General features: G+C 34.0%; 27 protein-coding genes, 3 pseudogenes and 1 other annotated feature. Of the genes and pseudogenes, 20 read left to right on the top strand and 10 right to left on the bottom strand.

The genetic code is table 11. The annotated features are described in order from the left end of the window. Window positions 1-234: 234 nt before the first annotated feature. The gene (locus ACFCYJ_RS12355) at window positions 235-363 is read right to left on the bottom strand and encodes a hypothetical protein (RefSeq protein WP_376074235.1); all 129 of its coding nucleotides are present in this window, start codon (window positions 361-363) and stop codon (window positions 235-237) included. A 777-nt stretch (window positions 364-1,140) separates the two neighbouring features. After that, window positions 1,141-1,905 (bottom strand): NAD-dependent epimerase/dehydratase family protein, encoded by a 765-nt coding sequence (locus ACFCYJ_RS12360; RefSeq protein WP_376074236.1) that lies wholly within the window; start codon window positions 1,903-1,905, stop codon window positions 1,141-1,143. A gap of 138 nt (window positions 1,906-2,043) precedes the next feature. Between ACFCYJ_RS12360 and ACFCYJ_RS12365 the strand changes: the two genes are divergently transcribed. The 10 genes from ACFCYJ_RS12365 (at window position 2,044) to ACFCYJ_RS12410 (ending at window position 9,850) form a co-directional block, all read left to right on the top strand. Beyond that, complete coding sequence (locus ACFCYJ_RS12365) at window positions 2,044-2,925, top strand: LysR family transcriptional regulator (RefSeq protein WP_376074320.1); 882 nt, start codon at window positions 2,044-2,046, stop codon at window positions 2,923-2,925. Between the two features lie 308 nt (window positions 2,926-3,233). Continuing rightward, a complete protein-coding gene (locus ACFCYJ_RS12370) occupies window positions 3,234-4,070 on the top strand; it encodes a GNAT family N-acetyltransferase (protein ID WP_376074237.1) in 837 nt (278 codons plus the stop codon). Window positions 4,071-4,396: 326 nt separating this feature from the next. After that, entirely contained in the window at window positions 4,397-5,191 is a 795-nt protein-coding gene (locus ACFCYJ_RS12375) for a MerR family transcriptional regulator (protein ID WP_376074238.1), read from the top strand. Between the two features lie 367 nt (window positions 5,192-5,558). Continuing rightward, window positions 5,559-6,173 (top strand): NDxxF motif lipoprotein, encoded by a 615-nt coding sequence (locus tag ACFCYJ_RS12380; protein ID WP_376074239.1) that lies wholly within the window; start codon window positions 5,559-5,561, stop codon window positions 6,171-6,173. Between the two features lie 133 nt (window positions 6,174-6,306). Beyond that, window positions 6,307-7,149: a CPBP family intramembrane glutamic endopeptidase gene (locus tag ACFCYJ_RS12385; protein ID WP_376074240.1), complete on the top strand. Its 843-nt coding sequence runs from the start codon at window positions 6,307-6,309 to the stop codon at window positions 7,147-7,149. 139 nt (window positions 7,150-7,288) lie between these two features. Then, window positions 7,289-7,729, top strand: coding sequence for a mycothiol transferase (locus tag ACFCYJ_RS12390; protein WP_376074241.1), 441 nt, complete (start codon window positions 7,289-7,291; stop codon window positions 7,727-7,729). Window positions 7,730-7,732: 3 nt separating this feature from the next. Beyond that, window positions 7,733-7,813, top strand: a complete 81-nt coding sequence (locus tag ACFCYJ_RS12395) for a hypothetical protein (protein WP_376074321.1) — start codon at window positions 7,733-7,735, stop codon at window positions 7,811-7,813. Between the two features lie 123 nt (window positions 7,814-7,936). Beyond that, entirely contained in the window at window positions 7,937-8,323 is a 387-nt protein-coding gene (locus ACFCYJ_RS12400; RefSeq protein ID WP_376074242.1) for an Rrf2 family transcriptional regulator, read from the top strand. Window positions 8,324-8,503: 180 nt separating this feature from the next. After that, window positions 8,504-9,400: an NAD(P)/FAD-dependent oxidoreductase gene (locus tag ACFCYJ_RS12405; protein ID WP_376074322.1), complete on the top strand. Its 897-nt coding sequence runs from the start codon at window positions 8,504-8,506 to the stop codon at window positions 9,398-9,400. 135 nt (window positions 9,401-9,535) lie between these two features. After that, window positions 9,536-9,850, top strand: a complete 315-nt coding sequence (locus tag ACFCYJ_RS12410) for a thioredoxin family protein (RefSeq protein ID WP_376074243.1) — start codon at window positions 9,536-9,538, stop codon at window positions 9,848-9,850. A 99-nt stretch (window positions 9,851-9,949) separates the two neighbouring features. Here the strand turns inward: ACFCYJ_RS12410 and ACFCYJ_RS12415 are convergent, their stop codons facing one another. Further along, window positions 9,950-10,291, bottom strand: coding sequence for a hypothetical protein (locus ACFCYJ_RS12415; protein WP_376074244.1), 342 nt, complete (start codon window positions 10,289-10,291; stop codon window positions 9,950-9,952). Window positions 10,292-10,707: 416 nt separating this feature from the next. Here ACFCYJ_RS12415 and ACFCYJ_RS12420 point away from each other — a divergent pair, with 416 nt between their 5' ends. From ACFCYJ_RS12420 to ACFCYJ_RS12430, 3 genes are all read left to right on the top strand, one after another. Beyond that, window positions 10,708-10,917, top strand: coding sequence for a hypothetical protein (locus ACFCYJ_RS12420; protein ID WP_376074245.1), 210 nt, complete (start codon window positions 10,708-10,710; stop codon window positions 10,915-10,917). A gap of 98 nt (window positions 10,918-11,015) precedes the next feature. Continuing rightward, window positions 11,016-11,393 carry an SET domain-containing protein gene (locus tag ACFCYJ_RS12425; protein ID WP_376074246.1) on the top strand — a complete coding sequence of 126 codons (378 nt, stop codon included), beginning with the start codon at window positions 11,016-11,018 and terminating at the stop codon, window positions 11,391-11,393. 648 nt (window positions 11,394-12,041) lie between these two features. Beyond that, window positions 12,042-12,239, top strand: coding sequence for a hypothetical protein (locus tag ACFCYJ_RS12430; RefSeq protein ID WP_376074247.1), 198 nt, complete (start codon window positions 12,042-12,044; stop codon window positions 12,237-12,239). 128 nt (window positions 12,240-12,367) lie between these two features. On the opposite strand, the pseudogene ACFCYJ_RS12435 reads toward ACFCYJ_RS12430, so the two are convergent. Further along, window positions 12,368-12,568 (bottom strand): annotated as a pseudogene (locus tag ACFCYJ_RS12435) (hypothetical protein); the annotation flags it as partial. A gap of 208 nt (window positions 12,569-12,776) precedes the next feature. On the opposite strand from ACFCYJ_RS12435, the pseudogene ACFCYJ_RS12440 reads away from it, so the two are divergent. Then, window positions 12,777-13,171, top strand: a pseudogene (locus tag ACFCYJ_RS12440) (DUF6262 family protein). Window positions 13,172-13,289: 118 nt separating this feature from the next. Here ACFCYJ_RS12440 and ACFCYJ_RS12445 read toward each other — a convergent pair. The 4 genes from ACFCYJ_RS12445 to ACFCYJ_RS12460 form a co-directional block, all read right to left on the bottom strand. Beyond that, a complete protein-coding gene (locus ACFCYJ_RS12445; protein ID WP_376074248.1) occupies window positions 13,290-13,664 on the bottom strand; it encodes a DUF3888 domain-containing protein in 375 nt (124 codons plus the stop codon). 964 nt (window positions 13,665-14,628) lie between these two features. After that, on the bottom strand, window positions 14,629-14,832 hold the full coding sequence (locus ACFCYJ_RS12450; protein WP_376074249.1) for a hypothetical protein: 204 nt from the start codon (window positions 14,830-14,832) through the stop codon (window positions 14,629-14,631). Window positions 14,833-16,094: 1,262 nt separating this feature from the next. Then, entirely contained in the window at window positions 16,095-16,187 is a 93-nt protein-coding gene (locus ACFCYJ_RS12455; RefSeq protein ID WP_376074323.1) for a DUF2196 domain-containing protein, read from the bottom strand. 100 nt (window positions 16,188-16,287) lie between these two features. Next, on the bottom strand, window positions 16,288-16,482 hold the full coding sequence (locus tag ACFCYJ_RS12460) for a hypothetical protein (RefSeq protein WP_376074250.1): 195 nt from the start codon (window positions 16,480-16,482) through the stop codon (window positions 16,288-16,290). 202 nt (window positions 16,483-16,684) lie between these two features. Between ACFCYJ_RS12460 and ACFCYJ_RS12465 the strand changes: the two genes are divergently transcribed. Both ACFCYJ_RS12465 and ACFCYJ_RS12470 read left to right on the top strand, forming a co-directional pair. Further along, on the top strand, window positions 16,685-17,281 hold the full coding sequence (locus ACFCYJ_RS12465) for a protein kinase (RefSeq protein WP_376074251.1): 597 nt from the start codon (window positions 16,685-16,687) through the stop codon (window positions 17,279-17,281). Between the two features lie 133 nt (window positions 17,282-17,414). Beyond that, entirely contained in the window at window positions 17,415-17,642 is a 228-nt protein-coding gene (locus ACFCYJ_RS12470) for a hypothetical protein (protein ID WP_376074252.1), read from the top strand. Between the two features lie 198 nt (window positions 17,643-17,840). Here ACFCYJ_RS12470 and ACFCYJ_RS12475 read toward each other — a convergent pair whose 3' ends face one another. Continuing rightward, complete coding sequence (locus ACFCYJ_RS12475) at window positions 17,841-18,794, bottom strand: TRM11 family SAM-dependent methyltransferase (RefSeq protein ID WP_376074253.1); 954 nt, start codon at window positions 18,792-18,794, stop codon at window positions 17,841-17,843. A gap of 263 nt (window positions 18,795-19,057) precedes the next feature. Between ACFCYJ_RS12475 and ACFCYJ_RS12480 the strand changes: the two genes are divergently transcribed. Continuing rightward, window positions 19,058-19,882, top strand: coding sequence for a DNA alkylation repair protein (locus ACFCYJ_RS12480; RefSeq protein ID WP_376074254.1), 825 nt, complete (start codon window positions 19,058-19,060; stop codon window positions 19,880-19,882). 71 nt (window positions 19,883-19,953) lie between these two features. On the opposite strand, the gene ACFCYJ_RS12485 is transcribed toward ACFCYJ_RS12480, so the two are convergent. Then, entirely contained in the window at window positions 19,954-20,574 is a 621-nt protein-coding gene (locus ACFCYJ_RS12485; protein WP_376074255.1) for a TetR/AcrR family transcriptional regulator, read from the bottom strand. Window positions 20,575-20,799: 225 nt separating this feature from the next. On the opposite strand from ACFCYJ_RS12485, the gene ACFCYJ_RS12490 reads away from it, so the two are divergent. From ACFCYJ_RS12490 to ACFCYJ_RS12500, 3 genes and pseudogenes are all read left to right on the top strand, one after another. Beyond that, window positions 20,800-21,552, top strand: a complete 753-nt coding sequence (locus ACFCYJ_RS12490; RefSeq protein WP_376074256.1) for a glucose 1-dehydrogenase — start codon at window positions 20,800-20,802, stop codon at window positions 21,550-21,552. 630 nt (window positions 21,553-22,182) lie between these two features. Beyond that, window positions 22,183-22,407 (top strand) — a binding site (T-box leader). 393 nt (window positions 22,408-22,800) lie between these two features. Then, window positions 22,801-24,138 (top strand): annotated as a pseudogene (locus ACFCYJ_RS12495) (sodium-dependent transporter). 1,010 nt (window positions 24,139-25,148) lie between these two features. Beyond that, the gene (locus tag ACFCYJ_RS12500; protein WP_376074257.1) at window positions 25,149-26,507 is read left to right on the top strand and encodes an aspartate kinase; all 1,359 of its coding nucleotides are present in this window, start codon (window positions 25,149-25,151) and stop codon (window positions 26,505-26,507) included. Window positions 26,508-26,684: the final 177 nt, after the last annotated feature.

Consider the following 26,684-nt stretch of genomic DNA (forward strand, 5'->3'; position numbering starts at 1 on the left):
AAATCGGATAGAAGAGGCAAAGGTCGAATCGGGGTTCATTTAAAACCTTGAATCGACCGTTTTTCGGAAGTGTGTAGGGCTCGATGTTGAAATTAGTTCATGATAGAATTTGAGATGATTGCTACCTCAAAAACGTCAATGGGATATAGGGAAATTCAGAAAACTTACCTGAAATTCTGTTGGGGCTTATATGCCGTGGCGTTATTAATATCAATTTAATATATTATTAAAGATTTACTTGGTAGCAATAAGAGCTTTAATAATTTCGTTCCAGTAGTCTTTATAAGTTTTTTTCTTTTTATTTTCTATCTGTTCTGACTGAATAATCTTTTCCTTTTTAGCGTTTTTTGTTAGGCTCTTCACTGAAAATTCTCCTTTTAAATGTGCTTTGTATGCAATGTCTAACGGTCAAAAAGCTGAATTCGATATGTATCCTACCAATCTTATGTTTTTTCAGTATTTAAATGTTTAAAACATTTATTAAAAATTCCACGTAAGATCTAAAAAAGGCAGGTTTTTAGCAGAAATCGTATCACGGAAGTTCCTTAGTATAAAATCTTTGGTTAATGATCTCTGTGTTCGCAATCTGAGTCATTTTTATCCCGCATTAACGGGCAGTAAGATTCCCACTTCAAGATTTAAGTGAAATAAAAAATATAAGTGGGAGATCAACTGCCCGTAAAAGCCCGATCGGTTCAACTAACAATCAATGGGGGAGGAAACCCCCACTGATTGATGTTTCACTTTATTTCCTATACATATTTTCAATACTTATATTAAATTATAAACATTTAAATTTTCATCGAAATATGGATTACATTTCTTGCTTCTCTAAACTAGAAACAGATGAGGAGAAGGTCACTAAAGTCTTCTGCCTTACATCAGTACTCATGTCTCGAGCTGAAAGGGGCTGACCTCTGCAGCGACAGCAACACACGACCGAGTGACCAACATCATGCTATTGCCGCTGCCGCTTCGCTTTCGCGCAGATAAAACCCTTTTGCTGTCGCTTCGCTTTCGCACAAACAAAACACGTTGCTGCTGACGCAACGCTTTCGCGCAAAAAACATCTGTTGGCCCAAAGCCTCCGGACGCAATTATGCCTCGGCATAATTGATATGTGCTTTGTGTATGTAACGTTTAACGGTCAAAAAACTTAATTCCGCACAATTTAAACGCATCTGAATACGGAGTATATCCTACTAATCTTTTTGTTTCTTCAATATTTAAACGTTTAAAACGATTATCAGATATACCATGTAAGATTGAAAAGGGAGGCAGGTTTTTAGCTGAAATCGTTTTTAGAAGAAGATCACTAAAATCTTCTGGACTTATATACGCACTCATGTCTCGAGCTGAAAGTGGCTGACCCTCAGGCTTGTAATCGTCATAAGCACCAATACGGATAGCGATACTTTGCAACTGTTTCTCATAAGCAAAATAAGATGCAAGTGCTTCAACGAAACATTTGCTAACCCCATACATATTCTTTGGTCTAACGAGTGATGATTCGGTTACTTGGAAGTCTAGTGGATATCCTTCAACTGTTTGAGCACTTGAAGCAGCTATGACTCTTGTTACACCGTTATCCGATGCGGCTTTAAATATATTGTATGAACCTTTGATATGACTCTCTAATAAAGAAGTATAAAAATCTGCATCTGGAGAAGGATCTCCTGCTAAATGAATAACAATATCTATGTTTTTACATGCTTCCTGACAATCTTCTAAGCTAGAAACATCTAGATATGTAACTTCATGATCTGGCGACTTTTTAAATTTTTCTAATGGAGATAAATTAATGTCTGCCAATCTTAATTGATAGCTTGTTTGCTTCATTAAAGTATTGGTTATCTGTTGACCAATCTTTCCAGCAGCTCCTGTAATTAAAATTTTCTGTGCCATGATAAACGCTCCTTTACGTTTTTATTAAATAAAAACAATGTTTTACCTAAGCTTGTTCTGATTATAAGTATATGTTTGTCATTAATACAGCGAATAATTATAATGAAGTACATGAAAAAATTTCTTGGGGTGTCGACGATGAGTTTAGTAAAGTATGAAATTTTTAGTAAAGCGGCAGAGGTAAATAGCTTTACGAAAACCGCGGAGGAATTAGGATTAACGCAATCTGCTGTAAGTCATGCCATTACAAGTTTAGAAAAAGAGTTTAACTTTCCTTTATTTATTCGTAACAACTCTGCAATTAAGCTAACTCAAAATGGGAAGGATCTATTAATCACGATTCGAGAGATTCTATATTATAACGATATGTTAAAGCAGGAAGTAAACGCTATTAACGGATTGAATAAAGGGACGGTAAAGGTAGGGGTATTTAGTAGTATATCTACAAACTGGATACCTTATATTATCAAAGAAATGGAGAAGCGATATCCTGATATAGAAATACAACTAATAGAAGGAAATTATGCCGAGATAGAAAAATGGTTATTAGATAGTGAAGTGGATTGTGGTTTTGTTAATAACAAAACTACCTCTTTACATTCATTCGATATTGTAAAGTTAAAGACTGAGCCACTTTTATGTGTAGTATCAAAGCAATCACCTTTACATAGCAACAAACATCTATCGGTGGAAGATATAGAAAATGCTCCTTTCATCATGCCAACTTATCAGTGCTTTGACGATATACAACTATTTTTTAAAGAGAACAATATCCAGCCAAATATTCGATTCGAGAATATGAACGAAAATTCTATTTTTTCTATGGTTGAAAATAATTTAGGTATTAGCATTTTACCGGAAATGATCATCCCCAAAGGATTGGATACCATAAAGGTCATACCACTTGAATTAGAGCAAACTCGAACGATTGGATTAGCCATCAGAACGCCTATTTCACCAGCAGTTAAAAAATTCGCTGAGATAACGGAGAAATGGGTAAAAATGCGGGGCTTTAATTAAATATCTTTATTAAAAATGAATCAGCTTTAACAAGCCTTGTTACATAAAAAGTGTCGCAAGGCTTTTATTTTACCATTTTTCAAAAACTATTCTTTGAAGATTCTTTCAAAATCTTATTTGGCATTTTTTTACACTTATAAAAATACTTGAGCTTCGCACGGTGTGAAGCTTTATAATACTACTAAATCGTCCTAAGTGTCTTTTTAAGGTGAAAGTCGTGAAAAAATGCTTAGCCGAAAAAATAAAGAATGCGAGAGAATGATTAAATAATTACAATTTTGAAGTAAATGTTTACTAGAATTAGGTAAATGAACTATGGAGAAAAAATTAGAAAAACAAAATGGTTAGAAAATAATAGGGTAAATATGGTATTTTTAAATATAATTTCAATTATAGGGGGAATGAGTATGTTTTCACAAACGATAACTGACTATTGGAAGTCGCAATTTTTAAACGGAGACGTTATCTACAACGATGAAAACTTTACGGTCACCATCAACCCTGACCTGAGCGAAGACAGTCGGGTCATGGTGCTGGAAACTGCTGACGGTCGGATTTTGGCAGTCTTGACGCCTGAGATGGCCAAAAAGTTAGATCTTTCTAAAGAACAAGAACTGTCAGAGCTGATTTTCCGCCAGAAATTAAATGAAGCAGGCGTCACATTGCATGGCGCAGATTATCTTTTTTATTTTTCAGAAGCAGAAAAGAACGTCTTGCTGCAAGAAGACCTGGAAGGTACATTGCGCCAATTAACAGAACGAGATGATGCAATTTTCTCAGAGTTCGAGTCTTCCGCTTCTGAACAAGACTTGGAGGACGCTTATGTAGAGTTGGATCACTGGGCAGTGTTCGGCTCTTTTGAGCAAGATCGCTTGGTCTGCGCTGCTAGCATGTATCCTTGGGAAGAAGATTTGCAAATTACGGATCTTGGCGTACTGACTCTTCCATCTTTTAGGGGAAAAGGTCATGCTCGCAAAGTGGTACGTTCAATCTGCAAGTACGCTTATGAGCAGGGATACGAACCGCAGTATAGATGCCAGCTCGATAACGAAGCTTCAACATTCTTAGCTAAAGCAGCTGGCTTGACGCTGCTTGGAAAGTGGGATGTAATTTCCCCTGACTGCACTGTTGGGGAGTCCGAGTAGGATAGGAGCGGGTTTATAATTGTTGCGCCCATTCTTTCATTAAAAAAACAGACCGATTTTTTCTATGCTAAGAAAAAATCGGTATTTAATTTTGAGAAACTTTTCACTTAATCGAAATCCTGATCCAGATAAACAGTCGTCGTCTCATTTTGCCTCTGTGCCTCAAAATCAAACCTAATACGAAAAATTATCATTCTATACTCATTTACAAGAGAAGAGTATCATCTGGCATTATCTATTTAACTAAATGGTATAATATGGTTAAGTGGTTAAAATAAGATAATGTGAAACATCATAAAAAATTTGCAGCAAGATAGGAGACTAAAATGTACACAATTGGGCAAGTAGCTAATTTTTTAGGTGTATCTAGAGATACCTTGAAATTTTACGAGGAAAAGGAATTAGTAAAGCCAAAGCAAAATATTGAGAATGGGTATAGAAAATACAATCATTTTGATATTTATGATATAACAACAGTAAATTTCTATAGGGAAATTGATATTGAAATTAAAAAAATCCAAGAATTAAGAAAGAGTAAAAGTATTGATGGCATTCAATCATTATTAGAAGAAAAAGAACAAGAAGTTTTATTGGAAATAGAATATAAAAAACTTCTATTGAAAAAGATTCAACTAGTAAAAGAAGATTGTAAGAAAATCAAACAATTTTTAGGAAAGTACATAGTTAAGGAATTGAAACCTTTAGCAATAAAAGGAGAAATAGAACATTTTACTGCGTATGAAGAATATGACACTTTAAAAAAGAATGCAGAGAGCTTAAAAAAAGCAGTTACGCTCACCTCTTTAAGAAGAGTCATCCAATTCAATGATATAGGTATTATAAATGATAAGTTTATAATTGTAAGAAAAGTGGAAGACCTTGATGAAGAAATAGAAGGTGAAATTTTATCTCATCCAAAATGTATTTATACAATTATTGAAGATGGAAGATGGTCAACTGGTGGAAAAAGTATTGATCAACACGTGGAAGCGAATTTAAGAAAGTTTGCAATAGAAAAAGGATATGAACTGTTGGGACAAGTTTATATAAATCTATTACTGACAACTTATGAAGATGGTCTTGAACGTGTATTTTTAGAGATTTATGTACCTATCGAGTGATCCTATTGTTTCCCTCCTCATTGCTAAAGAGGCGTACGTTACTCAACATAATTTCATGAAGGAAGAGCCATTTATTTAATAGCTCTTCCTTTTTTTTGAATTTGATGCTTGAAAACTTGGAAGTCATAGTGTACTATTTAGCTAGTACACTATGACACGATGTGTATGAGATGGATCTTATTTTAGATAAAATCATTTTATTGTAAGCACACGAGGATGTAGAGATGATTTGATATGGTATGAATAAGGATGCTGGCAACAGATGAATGGATGGTCAGCAATTAATTCAACAATTGAATACCGATTTATTAAAGGGAGTGAAAGCTTTAACAATTTTTAAAAATCTGGGATTAAGAAGGAGACTAAAATGAAAAGATTTACTTTATATTTATTAATGGCATTCACTGTTGTATTGATGTGTGCTTGTTCAAACGATACAACGACTAACGAAGAGAGCAATGAAGAAAGCGATAAAGAAAGTAAGGAAAACTCTGTTAGCAATGTACCTGTTAAAATTCCAGACGATCTATTTGTTTCTACTAAAAAGAATGAAACTATTAGTGAAGATGAAATGAAAACAAGTATCAAAAAGTATATGGATTATAGCCATGTAATCGATAAAGAAATGGAAACAATTGTTTATAAAGATGAGGATGCTACTGAATCGGATCAGAAAAAATTAAATGAATTAATGGATCAAGGGAAAAAGAATGATGCGAATTTCAATGATTTTATAAGTAATAATAGTATCCCAGATGATTATAAAGAACCTTCAAAGACAATTTATGAATTTGTTTCATCAATCAGGGCAACTTTAACACAATTTGATGAGGAAATTGTTGGAGCGGTTGAAAATGGTAGTTTGACAGAAATAACAGATTTTGCTTCAGAGCATTTTACTAAAGCGAACGGAAGGCAGCAACTAAAAATCGAAAAATTTTTGGACGAGAAAAAAATTAAAACTACATATTTCGATGAATAGAAAGAATATTTTTTACCCTTCATTGTTTTTGAAGGGTATTTTTTTGTCGAAATTTTAATGGTATAAGTATTGACCTGTGAGTAACCCCTAGGTTTAAGCTTTAGATATTCTAAGTTTGAAGCGGGGAATGTGTATGTTTAGAGAAAAGAAACTTAAAAAACCAGTAGCGAGCTTTATTGTACTAACCAATATTATTTTTTTGCCACTTTTTTGTCTTGTAGGAGCCATCAGCATGTTAGGATTTCCTTCGTGGGTTATTGATGTAATGTTTTGCATATCAGCATGGTCTTCCACCTTTGCTTTTGTAATTCTATTTAAAAAAATCTATCCAGGGCAAAGTTTTATCCAATTTGTAAAAGATAAATTCAACAATAAACTTAAATTTTCTGTGATTCTTACTACGATTATGATTCAAACCTTGATATTTTTGATGATTTTGTATTTCGTATCGAAAAATAGTGACGTAGATTCTATTTTTACTGTTTCTTCATGGGGAATGCTGATTTACTTCTTTTTTAAAAGCCTTCTTTCTGGACCACTAGGAGAGGAACTAGGGTGGAGAGGTTTCGCTCAACTTGAGCTTCAAAAGAAGAATTCACCATTAAAAGCTTCGATTATTATTGGATTTTGGTGGGGGATGTGGCATCTGCCCATATGGTTTACTACAGGGCTTGTAGGAATCGATTTAATCAAATATATTCTATTCTTTATGATAGCAATCATGTCTACTAAAATCGTCATGACAGCGTGTTATAACTTAAATCAGAATTTAATCATCCCCATCATCATCCACCAATTCTTTAACTTTTTTATTGGCATAATAAACGGAAACTTACTCGATTTAATTATGTATAACGCCATTTTTTATTTTGGGGTAGCTGTTTTAATCATCATTATCAACCCAAACAACGTATTGTATGGAAAGGAAGAAACAACAGAAGGCGAGTACCTAAAATCAACATCGTATTCAAAATAAGGCCCATCATATTAACATGAAGTGGATTTATATTTTGATTAGAATTTACATAATATTTCTAAACAGGAGGATATTTTGCAAAACATCAAGAAGATTATAATTGCTACAAATAGGCAAATTGAATACGGAGGAACATTAGATGAAAAGAGAAAATTTGGTTGTCGTCTCCTTATCTGATTTTGAACCAGAGATTGGTCGATGGATATGGTGTTTGGAAGATGTTCGGCGTACGCTTATCAAAAAAGTATCAGACATAAGTCAGCAACAGCTTGATGCCAAATTAAACAGTCACTCACACTCAATCGGATCGTTGTTATATCATATCGCTTTAATTGAGGCAGACTGGCTCTATGAAGAGGTACTTGGGGGGGAATGGAGTACAGAGATTCGTTCCTTATTCCCTCAAGAAGACCGTAATGAGGATGGTATGTTGAGTCACGTAATGGGGCAAAGTTTAGACGAACATTTACACCGTTTGCAATGTGTACGTAATGAACTGCTTTTCCATTTTCGTTCTATGGACTTAGAGGATTGGCATGAATCTAGAAAACTCCCTCATTACGATGTCACACCAGAATAGGTTATTTACCATCTCCTCGAACACGAATCCCATCATAGAGGACAGATCTTTCAGATGCTGTCCGTTTTAAAGAGAGAAAGTTAGCCGCTATCTTAAGAAAATGGTTGATGATCACCTCAAAATCAACATACAGACACAAATATTGAAGTGGCAACAATTCGATGCTATTATAGATATGTAAAGTCTCTAATTGAGGTGAAAAATAGTATGAAATATTCTAAAGCTACAAATTATGCACTACACACAATGCTTTTTCTTGCAAAGGAAGCACCGAATAAACCAGTTGGTGTCCAACCATTAGCAGAGATGCAAAATGTTTCTCCTACGTATTTGTCTAAAATCCTTACGAAGTTAGTAAAAGAGGGAATGATCAATTCTGTATCAGGTGCCAATGGAGGATATACTCTTAGTCATAACTGGGAGGATATTTCATTTTTAGATATCATCCATGCAATTGAAGGTAAATCGTCTTTATTTGATTGCTGTTTATATGACGATCCTAATTGTGTCATAAAAGAAGTAATGTTATCTGCTGAAGAAAAACTGGAGAATGAGTTAAAAAACAGCAAAATATCAGATCTTGTGAAAAAATAGTAGTGGATGTATCGTCCACCATTATTTTTTGATTAATCGTGGATATGGAGAGTCTTTTAAGTCTGTGATTAATTCGACTAGTAGCTTAGAAGGAATTTTTAATCTCAATTTGAGCCTTGAAGGCATGTTGTGTAGCGAAACAACATGTACTCTACACAATTTATGGAGGACTGTTACATGATGGAATTATTTGATTGTGCAATTATCGGTGCAGGTGGCGCTGGATTAAACGCTAGTGTGATTTTAGGAAGATCTCGTAAAAAAGTCGCGTTATTTGATAATGGAACAAATCGGAATCGTGTGACGCAGGAATCACATGGATTTCTGACACGAGATGGCATTAAACCGGCTGAGTTTAAAGAAGTAGCTTTGAATGATGTGAAAAAATACCCGTCAGTTCATTATTATCAAAACACGGTTACGAATATTACGAAACAATCAAATGGATTTTTTAAAATTGAGACGTTAGAAGAAGTTGAATATGTTGCTGAGAGAATAATATTGGCAACAGGGGTTCAAGAGGAATTTCCATCAATTCCAGATATTCGAACAGATTATGGGAAAAGTTTATTCAGCTGCCCAACTTGTGATGGATGGGAATTAAGAGATCAACCGCTAATTATTATTTCTGAAAATGAAGAACAAACACTTTTTAAAGGAAAGCTTGTTTATAACTGGTCAGAGGATTTAGTGATTGCCACAAATGGTCATGAACTTTCTGCTCCGACATTGAATGAACTTCAAAGAAAAGGTATAACCGTCATTACGGAGCCTATTAAAAATCTACATGGTGAGGATGGTTATTTAAACAAAATAGTGTTTAGTTCAGGACTTGAAATTGAAAGAACGGGAGGCTTTATAGTACCTAATTTTATACGTCCAAATCAATTTGCAGAGCAACTTAGTTGTCAATTAAATGAAAATGGTAGCATGGTTGTGGACGAGGCGGGCCGAACGTCACAGGAAAATGTTTATGCAGCGGGGGAGACAGCTAAATTAGGCCAGTCTTCATTAATTGTCGCTGCTGCTGAAGGATATAAAGTGGCGATGGCAGTTGTATTTGATAGTACAATTTAAAAAAATTTTTGCTTAATTACGGATATTAAAGGTCTTTAATGTGTGATAAAGGAGAGAGAGTAGGGTCTAATAATAATTTAAAGCATATTATAACTTCAAGATTATTTTCTATTTTCAAAAAGGAGGAAAAGAATAATGTCAATTGTTCAGGTAACAACAAAGGAAGAATTAAGAGACCACTTAAAAACTAAAAAGATTGTGTTAATAAATTTTTGGGCTGAGTGGTGTGGCCCGTGTAAAATGTTCAAAGAGGTGCTTAAAGAACTTAATAAGGAATTCAGTGGTAAGGTGAAAATAATAAGGGTGAATGTTGAAAAAAGCTCAGAAATTGCAGCGGAATATAAGGTAATGGGAATTCCTCATTCTCGATTGATTATTCATAATAAATTACGTGAACCAATTATTGGATATGTGCCATTTGAAAAACTTAAGCAAATGATCGGATTATGATTCGATAAACAGCTGAAAGACAATTTTGGATGAACATCTAAAAAAATGATAGTACAGCATGTTCCGAAGAAGCTCTCATGAAGCCAGACAAGCAAAAGATTAATCTTCTTGCTTGTCTGGCTTGATTGCTAAATATAATGAGAAACTAATGGCAACGAACATAATCGTAGAAAATATAATCGAAAACGTGGCTGTATAGTAGATGGATGTAATCAATAGGATAAGAGAACTAATGATCATGACAACCCGTAGTAATATATCTGTTTTTTCACTTGGATTAAAAAAATCTTGAAGAATTGCAAATAAATACGATACTCCGAAAAATATTATATATTCATAAACAAAAACAGGCTTCACATCCGGAATTCCGAAATAAATTAATTCAATAATTAAAATGAGCGGTGGTATATATGTTATATATTTGCTAAAGGAATTCGTCAAAATATCACTCCTTTTTTTGTTAATATATTAACATATATTGTAAAAAGCAAATAATTCGGTGGAGCAGATGACCATTCCAATAGGGTGCTATTCTGTTCCTTTTAAAAAGGCACAATTGCTGCTTTTTCTAGCGTGTATGAAGTCTTTTCGAATTCCGGGAAGATTGCGCTTGTATCATTAGAAGTACCGTCATAAATAAAACAGGGGGATATTTCCTCCCAACATGAAAGTGGTAGACCGTTGATACATAAATGTTTGTAGTAGAATGTTAGTCAAATATGATTTTTTCAATCTGTTTTGATTATATACCAGCTCGTGTTATAATGAGTAACTTAAGGTAATTAAGACTTTTCCTTATAACTGAACGGATGCCATGAAAGCCTCCGCATAGAGATAAAATATAGAGGTGTAAAAGATTGAATAAAAAATGGACGATTGAAAAAATTAAAGAATTTGTTGAGAATAATTCGGAAAGTAAGTTACTAACGACGGAATATCACGGTTTTTCTCAAAAGTTACTATTTAAATGTGCGTGTGGTAGTAAATTTGAAAAAACATTTACAAAGTTTAAAAATAAACATCAACGTAAATGTGACGTCTGCCAACCGCCAAAAGAGTCACGCTAATCAATGATAAACGAAGTGTTTAAATGAACTAGCAATATAATAAAAGTTCAATGATTACAGCTACAAAGAATATTTTAAAAGTGAGTAGGAGAACAAACATGATAGAGATCAAAATATCTCCATTAAGTGATGGAGAATTCAATAGAGGGGTATTTGCAACGTGTGATATCAAAAAAGGACAGCTTTTACACGAAGCCCCTGTCATTGCTTATCCAAATGAACAACACCAATACATTGAGCAAACGTTACTCGCTGATTACGCTTTTGAGTATGGGATCGGTCGAACTGCTATCCTTCTTGGTTATGGTATGTTGTTTAACCATTCTTATGAACCTAATGCAACTTATGAGATTAATTTTAAAAACCAAACTTTTGACTTCTTTGCTTATACGGATATTAAAGCCGGAGATGAAATTCTAATCAATTATAATGGCGACGTTGATGACAAAGATCCACTATGGTTTGATCAGGAATAAAAAGGATTTAAAATAAATCAGGGCGTTGATCCAAAAAGGGTAAAGTCACTTAATCAAACTAGTTTAACTTAGTAAATGCAGTTTGATTAAGTCTGATTTATCAAGGTTTTAAGCAATCCTCAAATAAACTGTGTTAAATAAAATTAACTCAAAAAAATAATTATGTGAGCAAATGTGTGAGCATTTTGGTTAGCAAGTGATCTGTTTTAAATTGCTAAAGTAAATTTAACTTGCTGTTTTCAGAAAGATCGTTGTTCAATAAGGTGAAAAATAAAAACAGGGTTGAATTCTACAATTTGTAGAACTCAATCCTGTTTTTTTAAAAAGGCTGTTTTCTAAAAGATTGTTTTGATATTTCGCAAACCGAGTTTTTAACTAAAGCACTCAGTTAGTTTAAATATGATTTCTCATAAATTCTTGGATATTCGTAATAAGTAGTGGATTACCTTACTTATTATTTTCCTCATATTGTCCATTAGTTTGCTGTAGCGTGCGAGGACTTATGTTAAATATTAACTACCTTTAAATTTTGGACGGTATATTAAAAAATATTTAATAGTATATGCTTTTTACAGAAAACCCTATATATGGTACATTTGAATGTGTTAAATTATTTCCAAAAAATATACATAAAAAGGGGACTTAAGAATGTCAAAAATTCCGATTACTTTAAAGTGGATGATTGCTATCGCTAGTATTATTATCGGTATTATTATTATCCTTACTTCATTTTACTTTTTAAAAGACCACCAATATTATAGATGGATAAAATGGACAGGTAACATTTTATTTTTTGCAGGGATTATATTAACGCCATTTGCTAAAAAATCTAATGAAGAAATGTAAAAAACTAGATAAATTTATTTAATAGGCTGTCTATGGACAGTCTGTTTTTATCCCTGTCCAACGTCCCCCTTACTGCACTTTTTCTTTCAGATATTCATTCAACATAGCGATGAAACCACTGAATTTGCTTAAAAAGCATCTGAATAAAGGTGCTTTTTGTTTTTTCTTAATGCTTCAACTGTGAAATAGTTAGATTTTTGACAAGCTGAAATAAGCATTTGCTCTACCCGATTTTCAAATGCCAAGTTCTTATGTACCTCAAGCCAACGATACCAGTAGAGGTAACTATTCAAATAATATGTACCAACGCCTTGAATTCGTTCCATCCATCCTAATCCCCGATAGCCACATCAGAAAGAACTTAATTTTGATAGCAATATTAAAAGTTCCCGATACGGCAGTCAAAGATGGTATACCAAGACATATATAATACCATTAAAAGTGGAAACGTCATTTTCGGTAATCTAGAACGTATGCAGAGAAAACTAGAACGTATGCAGAGAAAACTAGAACGTATGAGAAAGAAAGGTGTTAAGAATGGCTAGTATCAACCGAGAAGAGCAAATAAGGCACTTACACGAGGAACGTAAACGTAAGACAAAAGAAAAGGTTGAAAACGCCATTAAACGGCTTACTAAGGATTCTAAGGTATTAATTTCAACAGTGTAGCAAAAGAAGCTGGCGTAACGAAAGCGACCTTATATAATCATTCTGATATTCGAGAACGCATAGAATTTTTAAGAGATCAACAAGAAAAAGCATATAGTAATGCAAGAGTTAAGCGAGACGAAGCAAATCAAGACGCTATGAATGCTTCTCTTAGACGGAGAATTAAGAAATTGGAAGAAAGAATTGAAGAGTTGGAAGATGAAAACAAAAAATTACGTAAAACAGAAAGTACGGAACTAGCAGATTATATGAAAAATTTATAACAAAGGCTATTGTAGTAAAACATTGTTACATAGATCATAAAAAAGAGACAGCAATCGCTGTCTCTTACTAAACTACCGCACCCCGTTAGTTGAATAGGGTAGAAAGCTATATAAGGACTTACTTCTGAATATTTTTTAATGAAACCCCTTCTGTTGTTACAAGAAAGGTTAATGTAATAGGACCTTCAGGTGGGTTAAAAGGACCTGTATACGTATCATATTTTACTTTCACTGTAAAATCATACTGAGAATATCCACCAGTTAATCGTTTAATTTCTAATATTTCTACATCCCAAAGTGCATAACTACGACTTGGATATTCCTTATTAATTACTTTCCTTGCATACGGGTCTAATAACACCAATAATACATCATAAAAATCGGAATGTATTTCTTCAGCACTGACATTCTCTGGTATCTGTGGTCTTTTCCAAGTTAAAACAGATGTTAAACTAATTAATAACAATAAAAATATTACTGATATCTTTTTCATCTAATCACCTACCTTTTTAAAAGGTAGTATTTGCTTTAGGTAAAGCAATATTCTTGTTCAACTTCTTCGTTAGTCAATAAGAAAAAAGAGCTGCATACGCAACTCAACGATCTTTAAGTAAAGCACCCCTTTAGTTTAATAAGAACAGCGACGCTTCTTCCACAATAGCGCCCGATTGTTGAAGATCGTTATTGAACTAAAGCCCCCGTTAGTTGAATAACATAACTTCCAATTTGAATCAATAATCAATTGAATTGGCTATATGCTCATTTTGTGTATTCTAATGTTTTTAAGGTATGATAAAATAATATTAAATAAAGTATAATTGGTGTAAATTATAAATTTAGGGAATTTAAGGAGTGTGATTCAAATTTTAATCTCTTTATTCATAGTGTTTACAATTTTGTTTATAATGGCTTTCTTTCTAACTTATAAACGCTCTTGGAGCTTAAATTTAATTATTTGGGGAGTTTTCTCTGTACTAATTTTTTCACCTATAATCAGCTTTTTTCTTATAACAATACCTCAGTATGTGACAGGAAACTCTTGGGCAGGGTTAATTGGTATGTATACTTTTCCACTTCTAGAAGTAATTTCACTTCTTATGTTTATAATTGGATGTATAGGTTATATAATAAAGAAAAAAACAATTGAGAAATCGGAAGACAGCGTCGGTTAAAAAAAGATAGTAAAGCAGAAATGTTGTTTAAACTAACATTCCTGCTTTTTTTTGTATTAAAATATCGCAGAATTTAATTGATTTCGCTTGATACAATTTATCTTTATACATATACGTAATTTGAATATCCCCTATACTAACAACTTTCTCACTTTTGTTTAGCTATTTACAAAATCCTTAACCATAAATATCCCTGTTAGCATTTTCCTTACGCAGTTTTAAATCAATACTGAAGGAAAACCAAAGTTCTTATTCAACTAATCTGCCCCGTTAGTTGGATAAAAGTTATTTCTTCTTTCTTGTTTGAATGTATTTTTCCGTCAATAATCCCGCATTAAACACCGATAAAATCATAATGAAAAAAAATATTACCCGAACGGTCGGATCCCTCTTGTCAGCAATAAACTCAATACTAGAAAAATTAACATAAACAAAGCCAAAAGCAACAAATATAGATAAGAAAAATTGCCCTTTTAAAGACTTAATCATAAAGTGCCCCCTATAAATAATTGAACTATCCTGCGTTAGTTTAAGAAAAAAGTGCTACCCCTAGACTTGAAGTAAAGCACCCCTTTTTGTTCAATATTTTACATATATTAACTTATTCAACGCATTCGCAAAAAAACCTCTTATTCAACTAAACTGCCTCGTTAGTTGAGTAAGACAAGGTAGAACAACAATCGTTAAGAACAAAATCATATAAAAAAAGACCAATCATATTTTATATATATAATATGATTGGTCTTTTTATTTATATACGTTTGAAGGTTGTCACCCTAAGATAACTAACGGATGCAGTTTTATTTTTTTCTAAACAGTGTATCCCCAAGTGGGATTCCAACCACAACAACCAAAACCGTTAGAATTACCAGGGCTCTAAAAATAAAATACGCAGCTTGATCGAACATCGTATCTCTCCTTCTTTTCTTAATAATTCCTACCTTATATTCTGTAATTATCCAACTCCTATTGAAGAGTCAAACTAAACTAATAAAGCACAAAATCATTGTGCTTTTAATAATATAGTTTACTTCATTACAACGTATGTATGCAGTCGTCACTTTTTATATTTTGTGATCTTCAACAATATGGCGTGATTGTTTAATAAGCTTCGCTGTTCTTCTTAAACTCCCATGAAAGAACTTAATCATCTTTCATTTTCTGTGGTGAAGAGCAGATTTTTGCGCTTCATGGATGGCTAACGGGTGCTTTACTTGAAGATCATTGAGTTGCATAGGCAGCTCTTTTTTCTTTATTGAAATAACGGAGCAGTTTAGTTGAATGAGGAAAAAATTACATATTTAAAATAAGGCAATACATTCTTAAGAATTGATAGGTCAAATATTCTATGGAAAGAATTTAGAACGAAGGCGTTTCTACAACAAATGAAGACGTTTTTTTACTAACCGAACAGTTTAATTAAGAGGAAGGTATAATCAAGAATATGAGGAATACGAGGTGAAAAGTAATGTATCAATTCCAACACGAGGTACAAAGAAAAGAAAAGATATTTAAGGTATATGTCATTTTATTTATTATATCGGTATTGATAAATGTAGTTTTATTCTTTGTAGATGGTAGTATCCTTCGTGGAATAATTAGTCTTTTATTTTTTTCTATTGTTCTTCTCTATGGTTTACGAAAGAAAGTCTGGGCGGGATTTAGCTAAACACGTTATAAAATGAAAAGAATAAAATAATTTAAAAAAGCATTCAGGGAACAGTTCACCCTTGAATGCTTTTTCACTTCTTTTATTTAGAGTGGATTTCCTGTACAGGTCCAATCTGGCCATCTATAAGCCTGACTTTAATTCCGTGGGGAAGGGCGTCGAATTTGGTGAAAATATCCTAAACGATATCTCAGGTAATCTTCCCTTTTTCGATCCTTTTTTAACAATATCAACAGCTTTGCCTGGTAATATGTCTTCCCGATATTGTCCGTAAATTAGACACCCATTTTTCTACGGGTATTGCTTGTTTTTTTCGTTTGCTGGCTTTTCATTTTTTTTGTTGAAAGGTCGGCATTCTTTTTTCCTTTATAAGAAGAGGAATGGTTCTTTTTGTTTTCAAGCTGCTGTTTCACTGCCTCTTGCAGGCTGATTTTTTTTTTGGGTACTTCAGAATGATTATTCTCGGTCATAGGAAATGCTCCTTTTTGAATATGATTGTTAGTCTAGTATAATCTATTTTCTATCATTTGTGAAACTTTCCACTTTAACTTACAAAAAGTGAAGACGCTTTTTTACTAACGGAGCAGGTTACATCAAGAAGGAAAAAGTAATAAAGTATTGAATTTATATACAATACAATTAAGTTTTTTAGTTGTGTAAGGAGGGAAAACAATGCTTAAACAAATAATTCAAAATTGGAATCAGTATTGTAGAGATGAAAATTTTGTTGGCATAGGTTCTACAAGAAAAGTATATAGAGTTTTGGATTTTGTAATAAAAGTACATTTGCATCCAATCGGTTATAAACAATCAAAAAATGAATTAGAAATTTACACTTCAATGGCTGATAAAGGTTTCGCCACGTTACTCGCTCAGACATACTACGTTGATGAATTCATATCTGTGCAAAAATATTACAAACCTTTAGAACTAAAGGATAATCATTCGTATGAGGTAAAGGTTGAAGAATACCGACGCTTGATCCCTAATTTGTTTGATGAGGTTTTACAAATATTAGATAAAAACTTCGACTGTTTTGATTTAAAAGACAGTAGTAATTACGGTTTAAACAATGAGAGTAAACTTGTTTTTACCGATTATGGTATGACAAAGAGTTTATATGAAAAAGAGTGGGTTCCATTAGCCGAAGAGGGCATACTTCCGCAAATACATTTTGACTTTTGCAGCGTTTGTGGATTAGAAAAGGAACTTCGTATGTATGGAGATAATGACAAAGACAAATGTTGTTATGATTGTGGTAAGGAATAAGGAGAATCAGTATGCCGGAAAGTTTATGAAATATTGTACAAACTAACGGAGCCGTTACTTCAAGAAGAGGACATTGTGTTTAATGACATTTTTTTGGATATACAGGACATGCTCTCATAACGAGAGGTATTGTATGTTAAAAAAGATACTGATTATTGCTGGAATATTTATAGTGGGAATAGCATTATTGAACCTGTTAATTAAATCCTCAGTAGCTGATACTGCTGTTGCAAATAAAGAGAAACAAAAACCTTTAAGTACAAAAGAAGAACAAGAGATATCTACATTGAACAGGGTAACTGAGGCGTCATCTTTTTTGGTTCCACTGATTAAATTCATTATAAAAAAAATTACCCTATAAGAGAGGCTTTTTATTAAGTGTCTATCTTATAGGGTACATTTTATTTTCAATCAAACTGTATTTCAAACCAACAGAAAGTGGCCTAGATAGTTGTCAAGGTCTCTGTTTTATGTAGCTGATTTTTTTAGAAATGATATGCAGATAAGGGCTGCTTACGCACTCCCGAAACTATCGGACAATGATAGAAAGTACGTGTTTTTATTCACATATTAAAATTTGACGTAAAAACGATTGCTTTTTAGCAATGCATCGATCTGCTATAACAAAACCTGCATCTTCTATCATGTCATCGATTGTTTCAATCGTAACGACAACCACCTTATCAGCAATGCGTCGAGCATGTTTTAGAATATCAAATTGATCTTCGGTTGATATATGCGTAAATAAGTTATAGGGTAAATCAATGATAGCGACATCATAATGTTCCTTAACTTCGGAGATTGGACCTAATGTAATGTTGCCTGTTAACCCAAAATAAGTGATGTTTTTTCTGGAGCCCTGGCAAACATTGTAATTAATATCTCGCCCTTCAATATTAATTCCCATAGAAAGGGCTTCAATTACTACTGTCCCTATACCACAACAAGGGTCGATTGCACGAATATTTTGAGGCTGGGGAACGGCGATATTCGCAACAGTACGAGCTACTCTAGTACTAAGTGCCGTTGAATAACTGTTTGGTTTGTGTAAATGATTATGCCAAATGGATTCACTCTTCATATGCTTCCCAAAATACCATATGCCATCTATTAAAATAAGACCAAATACAATTTCAGGCTCATTTAGGTCTGGTTCGCCCTCCATGCACAATCCTACCTCACGTTCTATCAATCGACGCTCTGGAAGATGAATTTTCTTCTCTTCACCTATATCCATACTATTTAAACAAACTACTTTATAAGTTGCTTCCTTTACTGTTAAATCCTTCACCAATGTCTTGATGTTCTCTATGCTGTTTTCTTCATATAGCACTTCAAGTCTGTCTTGCATAAAAGGGCTACGACTTGGATCGATTTTAATAGGGCTTATTATATAGTTTGATTGGGAATCGAGATTAAAAAAAGAACGCATCTCCATTCTGCACAGATCATATTCATCAACATGATGTACATATGTGTATATAAATTTACTGTTATTTTGTTCGTTATTCAATTGATTATCATCCTTTTAAGTTGTTGTTCACTTGATTTCACTAACGCTCATAAAAAACAAATGAAGTTGTTTATTTGGTAATCGTATCATAGGTGACTCTATCAAGCCACTCGATATCAATATCGATTCACAATTATGTCGAGGCATAATTAACTAGAGGGAATAGTGGAAATAATCTGCAAGAAGAAATAATATAAAAATAGACATCTATTCATTACAACAGGTCGAATTTTATGTTCCACACAAATACAGGAGGGTGTTAAATGGTTGTAAAAGAAGACGTTTTAAATAGAAAGGGAGCTAGAAAGGCTAGCGATATCCCAAGTGAAGTTTTAACGTTATTGAATCAAGGGAAAATAGAGAGTGTTAATTTAACAGAGTGGCAAGCGGTTCACCATATTACTTTAGTAAAAAATGTTCTACCATCCATAGGGCTAGAAGAAAAATTAGAATTTATACGAACGGAGATAGAGAACCAAAAAGTCGAAACGGGAATGAAGGCTATACGTTTAATTGGGAGCTTATTAGATACAGTCATGATAGATGAAAGTGCTACTAAAAAAGAGGATTTAATCAAAAAATGCTCTCATCATGTATCGGATAGTGTCCGATGTTGGGCAGCGTTTATGAATAAAAACAACGATTATTCTTTAGAAGAGAAATTGTTGTATATCCGTTCTTTCGCAGCAGATCATCATTTTGGTGTCCGAGAAATTGCATGGATGTCAATTAGGGAGGACCTTTCAGCAAATATTGAGCATAGTGTAGATTTGTTAACGGAATGGGCGACAAGTGAAGATGAAAACATTCGTAGGTTTAGTTTAGAATCAATCCGTCCTCGCGGAGTATGGACAAAGCATATAGAAATATTAAAGGAAGAACCGCAAATCGCACTTCCTATTCTACATTTACTTAAATCAGATCCGTCAAAGTATGTTCAAGATTCTGTCGGCAACTGGCTAAATGATGCTAGCAAAACTCAACCAGAGTGGGTAAAAAACCTTTGTGATGAATGGCAAAAAGAATCTCCAACCAAGGCAACTGAGAGAATCATTAAAAAGGCTCAAAGAACAATAATAAAAAGTTAATTGGTTATATATGATAAAACCATCCTTTTAATTCTAAAAAAAGGATGGTTCTTTTAACTTTAATCTCTATTTTATTTTCCAAAAGGATGTTCAAGATAAGGACCCTTCACTGTAATTCTCATGAGCTGAGTAGCCATAAATTTTGGTGAATAAGGCATATCGTTTTCTAACCACCAAACAATTACCTCGAGAAAGGCAGCAGCAAAATATCTGACAGCCAATTCACGAGGAACTGTGAGCTTTTTATCATCAGGCTGCGTAAAGTTTATCCCATTTGAGATAAAATCGATGATGATTTTCTTCAAGCCTGAAAAGAAATAAGGAATGTCTTTTTCAGTTAAAAACACTTTATATAACTTGCTATTTAAAGAAATTTGCTCGAATAAATGCATAAATGTATCGTGCGGCTCATCTGCATCTTTTGAAAAATCAAATTCCACCTTGTCCTCGAATGTAACGTTAAGATTGTTCAGTAAGTCATTTAATATTTCCTTTGTACTTTGATAGAGAAGATCGAGCTTATCGCTATAATGTAGATAAAAGGTAGCACGATTTAAGGTCGCTCGCTCTGTAATATCCTGTACAGTAATCTTTTCATAGCCTCTTTCGTCAATTAATTCCACAAGTGCGTCTCTTAATAGTTGGCGCGTCCTCATAACCCGAGGGTCCATTTTCTGTTTCTTATTCGACATTTTTAAGCTCCTTGTCTTATTTTTGCTATTTTTACAACACTGGCTATAAGTTCGTTGATAAAGCGTCGAATCTATGAAATGTGTTGTTTGCCCTTTTTATGAGTATTGATATACTTATATTAACGACACGATGTCGAGAATACAACTAGTTGTTAATATGTTCATGAATTAGTCGTTTTATTAAATGGAATAGATACCTAACAAATATAGAGAGGAAGTTTTAAAATGGGTCGTTTAAATGGAAAAGTAGCTATTATTACAGGGGCAGCAATGGGGATGGGTGCTTCTGAAGCAAAATTATTTGCTCAAGAAGGGGCAAAAGTTATCGCTACAGATGTTCAAATCGAGCCATTGAATCAATTAGTAAAGGAAATAAAAGAAAGTGGCGGGGATGCTATAGGGATCCAGCATGATGTGACATCTGAAGATGCTTGGAAATCCGTCATTGCCGAAGCAGTGAAGACATATGGTAAAGTCGATGTACTTGTGAACAATGCTGGTGTTTCTTCACCCAAAACGATTGCCAACATGGAAATGGATGAATGGAATAAAATAATGGACATTAACTTAAATGGCTGCATTATTGGTATGAAATATGTGATTCCTGAAATGCAAAAAGCAGGCGGGGGCTCTATTATCAATATTTCTTCCATTGGCGGTATTGTTGGTATGGCAGGTACAAGTCCATACACAGCGGCTAAAGGGGCACTTCGCGTACTATCAAAATCAGCTGCAGTTGAATACGGAAAAGATAAAATCCGTATAAATTCCGTACATCCAGGTATCATCGTAACACCAATGACAGCACCAACGATGGAAGAAGGAGGCGCCCTTCCTTTCTATAAAACGTATACACAGCTTCCATACTTTGGTGAACCAGAAGATGTAGCCTATGGCGTTGTATTTTTAGCATCTGACGAATCACGCTTTATGACAGGTGCAGAATTAGTTATTGATGGTGGTTGGACAGCTATTTAATAAAGAGCAATTAAACTTGAGATAAAAAACTAGGTTTCACATAGTATGTGAGCCTAGTTTTTTTGTTATTACATGCGGAAGTAGAAAAATTTCAATTGAAAAAGGAAGTGAATACGCAAATAGATTCTGGTGTGAAACAAAAAAATAAGTAAGCTAAAGAAATGACTAGATAGAGAATAGTTAGGGTAGCGGACCTTAATATTTATGGTAGGATAAAGATAAAAAGGGGTTTTATCCCTCGTTGTTTACAGGCGCAGAAAACGATGCTTGGATTGTATTAAAATCGTTTTAAATACTATTATCTGTATCTACCATTTGCAAAAGACGTAGATAATATCTTTTGTATAGACCTTGATTCAAAACAATTGGTTCTTATCTATTTAGATCTAGGAGAAGTGACTAACAGATTGGGGCTTTTTTGGCACAAAAGTTTTTTCTTCCTAAATTCCGTAATTACTCCTAAGGAAGTTTACTAAAGTACAAATCATAAGTAATGAAAGGGTATTCATTCAAAAGTCATATTTCGAATTTTAATAGCGAAAAAAAGGATAATACATAAAAATTCAAAAAAATTATTGACTCTATTTTTAATGTGTGATAAAAATGATAGTATCAATTCGGAAAATTAATATTTGGGCAATGATAGGATTAAGTAGTGAAAATCTCCCTTTTTCAGAGAGCTGGTGGTTGGTGCGAATCAGTATATAGATGATCATGAATTTCGACCTGGAGCATCTTTCATAAATCACACATGTTGTGAGGAAGTGGAAGACGGTAGTGAATACCGTTATCAAATAAAGTGGTGAAGAATTTTTTCACAACTAGGGTGGTACCGCGATATATATCGTCCCTACGTATTTACGTAGGGACGTTTTTTATTTAGGACTTATTCTTGTTGTATTTTCATAACTAGGGTGGTACCGCGATATTATATCGTCCCTACGTATTTACGTAGGGACGTTTTTTATTAAGGCTTTCCTCTTGTTATATCTTCATAACTAGGGTGGTACCGCGATATTTAATCGTCCCTACGTATTTGCGTAGGGACGTTTTTTATTAAGGTTTTATTCTTGTTATATCTTCATAACTAGGGTGGTACCGCGATATTTTTATCGTCCCTACGTTTTCGTAGGGACGCTTTTTATTTGAAAAGAAGTGATTGTAGGAGAAAGGAGTCCCGATAGACCAATATGAATAAAAACCGAATTGTCATAAACAAAGAAATAGAAGAAGAGAGGAGATAAAGAGATGGAATCACAGCAATGGACATCGAAATTAGGTTTCATTTTAGCCGCAGCAGGCTCGGCAATAGGTCTTGGTGCAATTTGGAAGTTCCCGTATATGGCCGGTATTGGAGGTGGCGGTGCGTTCTTCCTTATTTTTATCGGTTTTACTTTATTAATTGGTTTACCGTTATTATTGGCGGAATTTGTAGTTGGAAGAAGTACACAAAAAGAGGCTGTTGATGCATATAGAACTATTGCCCCTAAGACGCTATGGCCGTGGGTCGGAAAATTAGGGATTGCCACATGTTTCATCTTGCTTTCATTCTACAGTGTTGTAGGAGGATGGATTTTATTATATTTATGGAATGCAATTACAGGTAGACTATGGGAAGGTAATGGCGCGTACGAAGCCACTTTTGATGAAATCATTTCTAATCCATTTTTAGCGGTTGGATCACAGCTATTATTTATTCTACTTACTATTTTTATCGTAAGTAAAGGTGTACAAAACGGTGTTGAAAAAGTGAATAAATATTTCATGCCAGCACTGTTTATTTTATTTTTTGTATTAATTATTCGTGCTCTTACATTAGATGGAGCTGGAGAAGGGGTGCGCTTCTTCTTACAGCCTGATTTCTCACGTGTAACATCTGAAATTATTTTATATGCGATGGGTCAATCGTTCTTCTCATTATCTGTCGGAGTAGGGGTTATGGTAACGTATAGCTCATACTTACCGAAAGAAGAAAGTTTACCACGTTCCGCATTTTCTATCGTCGGTTTGACGCTTGTGATTACATTACTTGCAGGGCTTGCTATTTTCCCGGTAGTGTTCGCATTTGGAATGGAACCATCTCAAGGGCCAGGTCTATTATTTATTGTCTTGCCAGCGATTTTCAGTAAAATGGCATTCGGAAAATTATTCTTCATTATTTTCTTGTTACTATTTTTCTTTGCAACGATAACATCAGCCATTTCCATGTTGGAAATTAGCGTGGCCTCTTTAACGACAAAAGGTAAAGGGAAACGCGAAAAAATGGCATTGATTGTCGGATTACTAATCTTTGTTGTAGGGATTCCATCGGCGCTTTCATTTGGCGTATTAAGTGATGTGAAATTTTTTTGAAAAACAGTTTTTGATTTCGCAGACTATGCAGTAAGTAATGTTCTTATGCCACTCGGTGTATTATTAGTTGCGATCTTCGTACCGTTTAAAATGAAGAAAGATGTACTAATGAAAGAGCTGGGTGTAAGTAAAAATAAAGGCTATAAATTATTTGTATTATGGTTATTCTTACTTCGCTATATAGCACCCATTGCAATTATTATCGTATTTTTAAATGTAATTGGCGTGATTTAACATACAAAAGGCCCTAGCATATCGTTATGTTAGGGCCTTTCGCTATAAATTATCTGTTCTGCACTGAACAAAGTAAACGTAATGTAACTCCGGAATATATAATAAAAGTTGATTTTGGAGTTGTTTTTATTTACTTAACTTTTTTTCGCACTAGAAATTTTGATTTTAACCGCCACCCCAAAACTGTTCAGGTCCAAGAGGAAAGTGATCGGGTCAGCCGAAGAACTGCTCAGGTCCCCGCCTAAGAATACAGTCCTCCACGAAATAAAAGCACAAACCCACGCAAATCAAAGCAATACCCGCGTAAAACAGATAAAAAAACCAAAAAAAGAATAGCTTGACATCATTCATAAATAGCACAAACATCACAATTTTTTCAGCATATCATAATGGAGAAAGCGTTTTCTTCAATTAATATAGAAGAAAGTCACTACAATTCAATCAAGTTTGCTGCAAAATACTTTGTTACAAATGCTAAAGATAAGTATGTACAAAAGTGTTCTTGATTAAGGTACATTTCGTCACTTGGTTTTATTACGATACAAAGAGAGAAAGGGCATGAAAATCAGATTCAGATAGTCATTTCCGAAGAGTTTCGATCTGTAGTTGTTGTAATAAAAATCAACATCTTGCTGTTGAAGTGATACACCTTTATACAATCAAAATTGCTCATCTTGATATCCATATGTAAATTCGTATAGACGTGGTTTGTTTTGTCATGTCAGATATACCATTAAAAATTCTGTAAATTAGATGAATTCAGCTAGTTCAGACGAATATTTGTGCGAATATAGAGAATTTACGAAAAAAATTTGCAAAAACCTTAACTATTTCATACGAAATCCGTATAATAAATCAAACAGTGCGAAAATTGTCCATTTTCTATCGACCGTAAATTGCGTGAATTTTTTAAATTGTATTGACGTGGAGAAGGATAATTTGTACACTGTGTACAATCAATTGTTTTTTGGAGGAATACATTCAATTTAAAAAGTTAGGATTTGATGGTTATGATCGTATGTAAATTTGGTGGAACATCTGTAGCAAATGCAGAACAAATTCAAAAAGTAGCAAACATTGTAAAATCTAATCCGGCACGTAAAATCGTAGCCGTTTCTGCACCAGGGAAGCGCTCTGGTGACGATATAAAGGTAACTGATTTATTAATTAATTTAGCAATGGCAGTATTAAAAAATGAAGAAATTGAGGAAGAATTGCAAATCGTTGTGAATCGCTTTATGGCGATTGCGGATGGTTTGGAGTTAGATTATACAATTTGTGATGTGATCGCTGAAGATTTACGTGAACGTGTACAAGGTGATAAATCGAATAAGGAATTATTTATCGACAGCATCAAAGCGGCAGGGGAAGACAATAATGCGAAGCTAATCGCTGCTTATTTTAATTCCATCGGTATGCCGGCACGCTACGTAAGTCCAAAAGAAGGTTTGGTTGTCAATGATTTACCTGAACGCACGTATGCATTACCAGAGGCTTATGCCAATTTAGCACCTCTAAAATATACCAAGGAAATTATTGTATTTCCAGGTTTCTTCGGTTACACTAAAGCGGGCATACTGCGTACATTTGACCGCGGTGGCTCTGATATTACAGGCTCTATTTTAGCAGCTGCTGTTGAAGCAGAGCTTTATGAAAACTTTACGGATGTGGACTGTGTATTCTCAGCTAATCCGAAAGTTGTGAATGATCCAGTGGAAATTAAAGAAATTACGTATCGCGAAATGCGCGAATTATCCTATGCAGGCTTTTCGGTTTTCCATGATGAAGCGTTAATGCCTGTCTACAAGATTGGGGTGCCCGTTAACATAAAAAATACAAATAATCCATCAGCCCCAGGTACTCGTATCGTACCAAGACGCTCTGTTACAGGACGTCCAGTTACAGGTATCTCGGCAGACAGTGGCTTTTCAACTTTATATGTGTCAAAATATTTGATGAATCGTGAAGTAGGCTTTGGACGTAAGCTTCTACAAATTTTAGAAGATGAAAATATTTCATATGAACACACACCGTCTGGTTTAGACGATATTTCTGTCATTATGCGTTCAAATCAAATTACATTTGAAAATGAAGAACGAATTCTTTCTCGTGTGAAAAATGAATTAAATGCCGATGATGTGCAAATGCGTCATGGTTTTTCTATGATCGTAATAGTAGGCGAAGGCATGCGTAATAACACAGGTCTAGCGGCACGTGCTGCAACTGCGATTTCTAAAACAGGTGCAAATATAGAGATGATTAATCAAGGTTCATCTGAAGTCAGTCTAGTATTCGGTGTGCAACAAGAATTTGAAAACCAAATTCTACAAGCACTTTATGAGGAATTTTTTGCACGTGTGAGAGTGTAGGGAAATGTTAATTAGTGGGGATGTTTTATCCCCGCGGATTAATAGTCTTCACTAATCGAGCATTTACGGGCAGTTATACTTCGTAAAATACATGGGTGGGGTTCTTGTACCTAACGCTTCATTTTTGGTAATACTGCTCGTTAATGCGGGGAAAACGCTAATCCTTGAATTGGATTA

This window comes from Lysinibacillus sp. NPDC056232 (genome assembly GCF_042267565.1).
GTDB lineage: Bacteria > Bacillota > Bacilli > Bacillales_A > Planococcaceae > Lysinibacillus.

Coding starts and splice junctions, on each gene's coding strand:
- ACFCYJ_RS12425 (WP_376074246.1), top strand. CDS start 11,016: ATGATAGAGATCAAAATATCTCCATTAAGTGATGGAGAATTCAATAGA.
- ACFCYJ_RS12500 (WP_376074257.1), top strand. CDS start 25,149: ATGATCGTATGTAAATTTGGTGGAACATCTGTAGCAAATGCAGAACAA.
- ACFCYJ_RS12450 (WP_376074249.1), bottom strand. CDS start 14,832: ATGATTAAGTCTTTAAAAGGGCAATTTTTCTTATCTATATTTGTTGCT.
- ACFCYJ_RS12410 (WP_376074243.1), top strand. CDS start 9,536: ATGTCAATTGTTCAGGTAACAACAAAGGAAGAATTAAGAGACCACTTA.
- ACFCYJ_RS12360 (WP_376074236.1), bottom strand. CDS start 1,905: ATGGCACAGAAAATTTTAATTACAGGAGCTGCTGGAAAGATTGGTCAA.
- ACFCYJ_RS12375 (WP_376074238.1), top strand. CDS start 4,397: ATGTACACAATTGGGCAAGTAGCTAATTTTTTAGGTGTATCTAGAGAT.
- ACFCYJ_RS12370 (WP_376074237.1), top strand. CDS start 3,234: ATGAACTATGGAGAAAAAATTAGAAAAACAAAATGGTTAGAAAATAAT.
- ACFCYJ_RS12430 (WP_376074247.1), top strand. CDS start 12,042: ATGTCAAAAATTCCGATTACTTTAAAGTGGATGATTGCTATCGCTAGT.
- ACFCYJ_RS12470 (WP_376074252.1), top strand. CDS start 17,415: ATGTTAAAAAAGATACTGATTATTGCTGGAATATTTATAGTGGGAATA.
- ACFCYJ_RS12390 (WP_376074241.1), top strand. CDS start 7,289: ATGAAAAGAGAAAATTTGGTTGTCGTCTCCTTATCTGATTTTGAACCA.
- ACFCYJ_RS12460 (WP_376074250.1), bottom strand. CDS start 16,482: ATGACCGAGAATAATCATTCTGAAGTACCCAAAAAAAAAATCAGCCTG.
- ACFCYJ_RS12480 (WP_376074254.1), top strand. CDS start 19,058: ATGGTTGTAAAAGAAGACGTTTTAAATAGAAAGGGAGCTAGAAAGGCT.
- ACFCYJ_RS12465 (WP_376074251.1), top strand. CDS start 16,685: ATGCTTAAACAAATAATTCAAAATTGGAATCAGTATTGTAGAGATGAA.
- ACFCYJ_RS12365 (WP_376074320.1), top strand. CDS start 2,044: ATGAGTTTAGTAAAGTATGAAATTTTTAGTAAAGCGGCAGAGGTAAAT.
- ACFCYJ_RS12485 (WP_376074255.1), bottom strand. CDS start 20,574: ATGTCGAATAAGAAACAGAAAATGGACCCTCGGGTTATGAGGACGCGC.
- ACFCYJ_RS12490 (WP_376074256.1), top strand. CDS start 20,800: ATGGGTCGTTTAAATGGAAAAGTAGCTATTATTACAGGGGCAGCAATG.
- ACFCYJ_RS12400 (WP_376074242.1), top strand. CDS start 7,937: ATGAAATATTCTAAAGCTACAAATTATGCACTACACACAATGCTTTTT.
- ACFCYJ_RS12445 (WP_376074248.1), bottom strand. CDS start 13,664: ATGAAAAAGATATCAGTAATATTTTTATTGTTATTAATTAGTTTAACA.
- ACFCYJ_RS12380 (WP_376074239.1), top strand. CDS start 5,559: ATGAAAAGATTTACTTTATATTTATTAATGGCATTCACTGTTGTATTG.
- ACFCYJ_RS12385 (WP_376074240.1), top strand. CDS start 6,307: ATGTTTAGAGAAAAGAAACTTAAAAAACCAGTAGCGAGCTTTATTGTA.
- ACFCYJ_RS12405 (WP_376074322.1), top strand. CDS start 8,504: ATGGAATTATTTGATTGTGCAATTATCGGTGCAGGTGGCGCTGGATTA.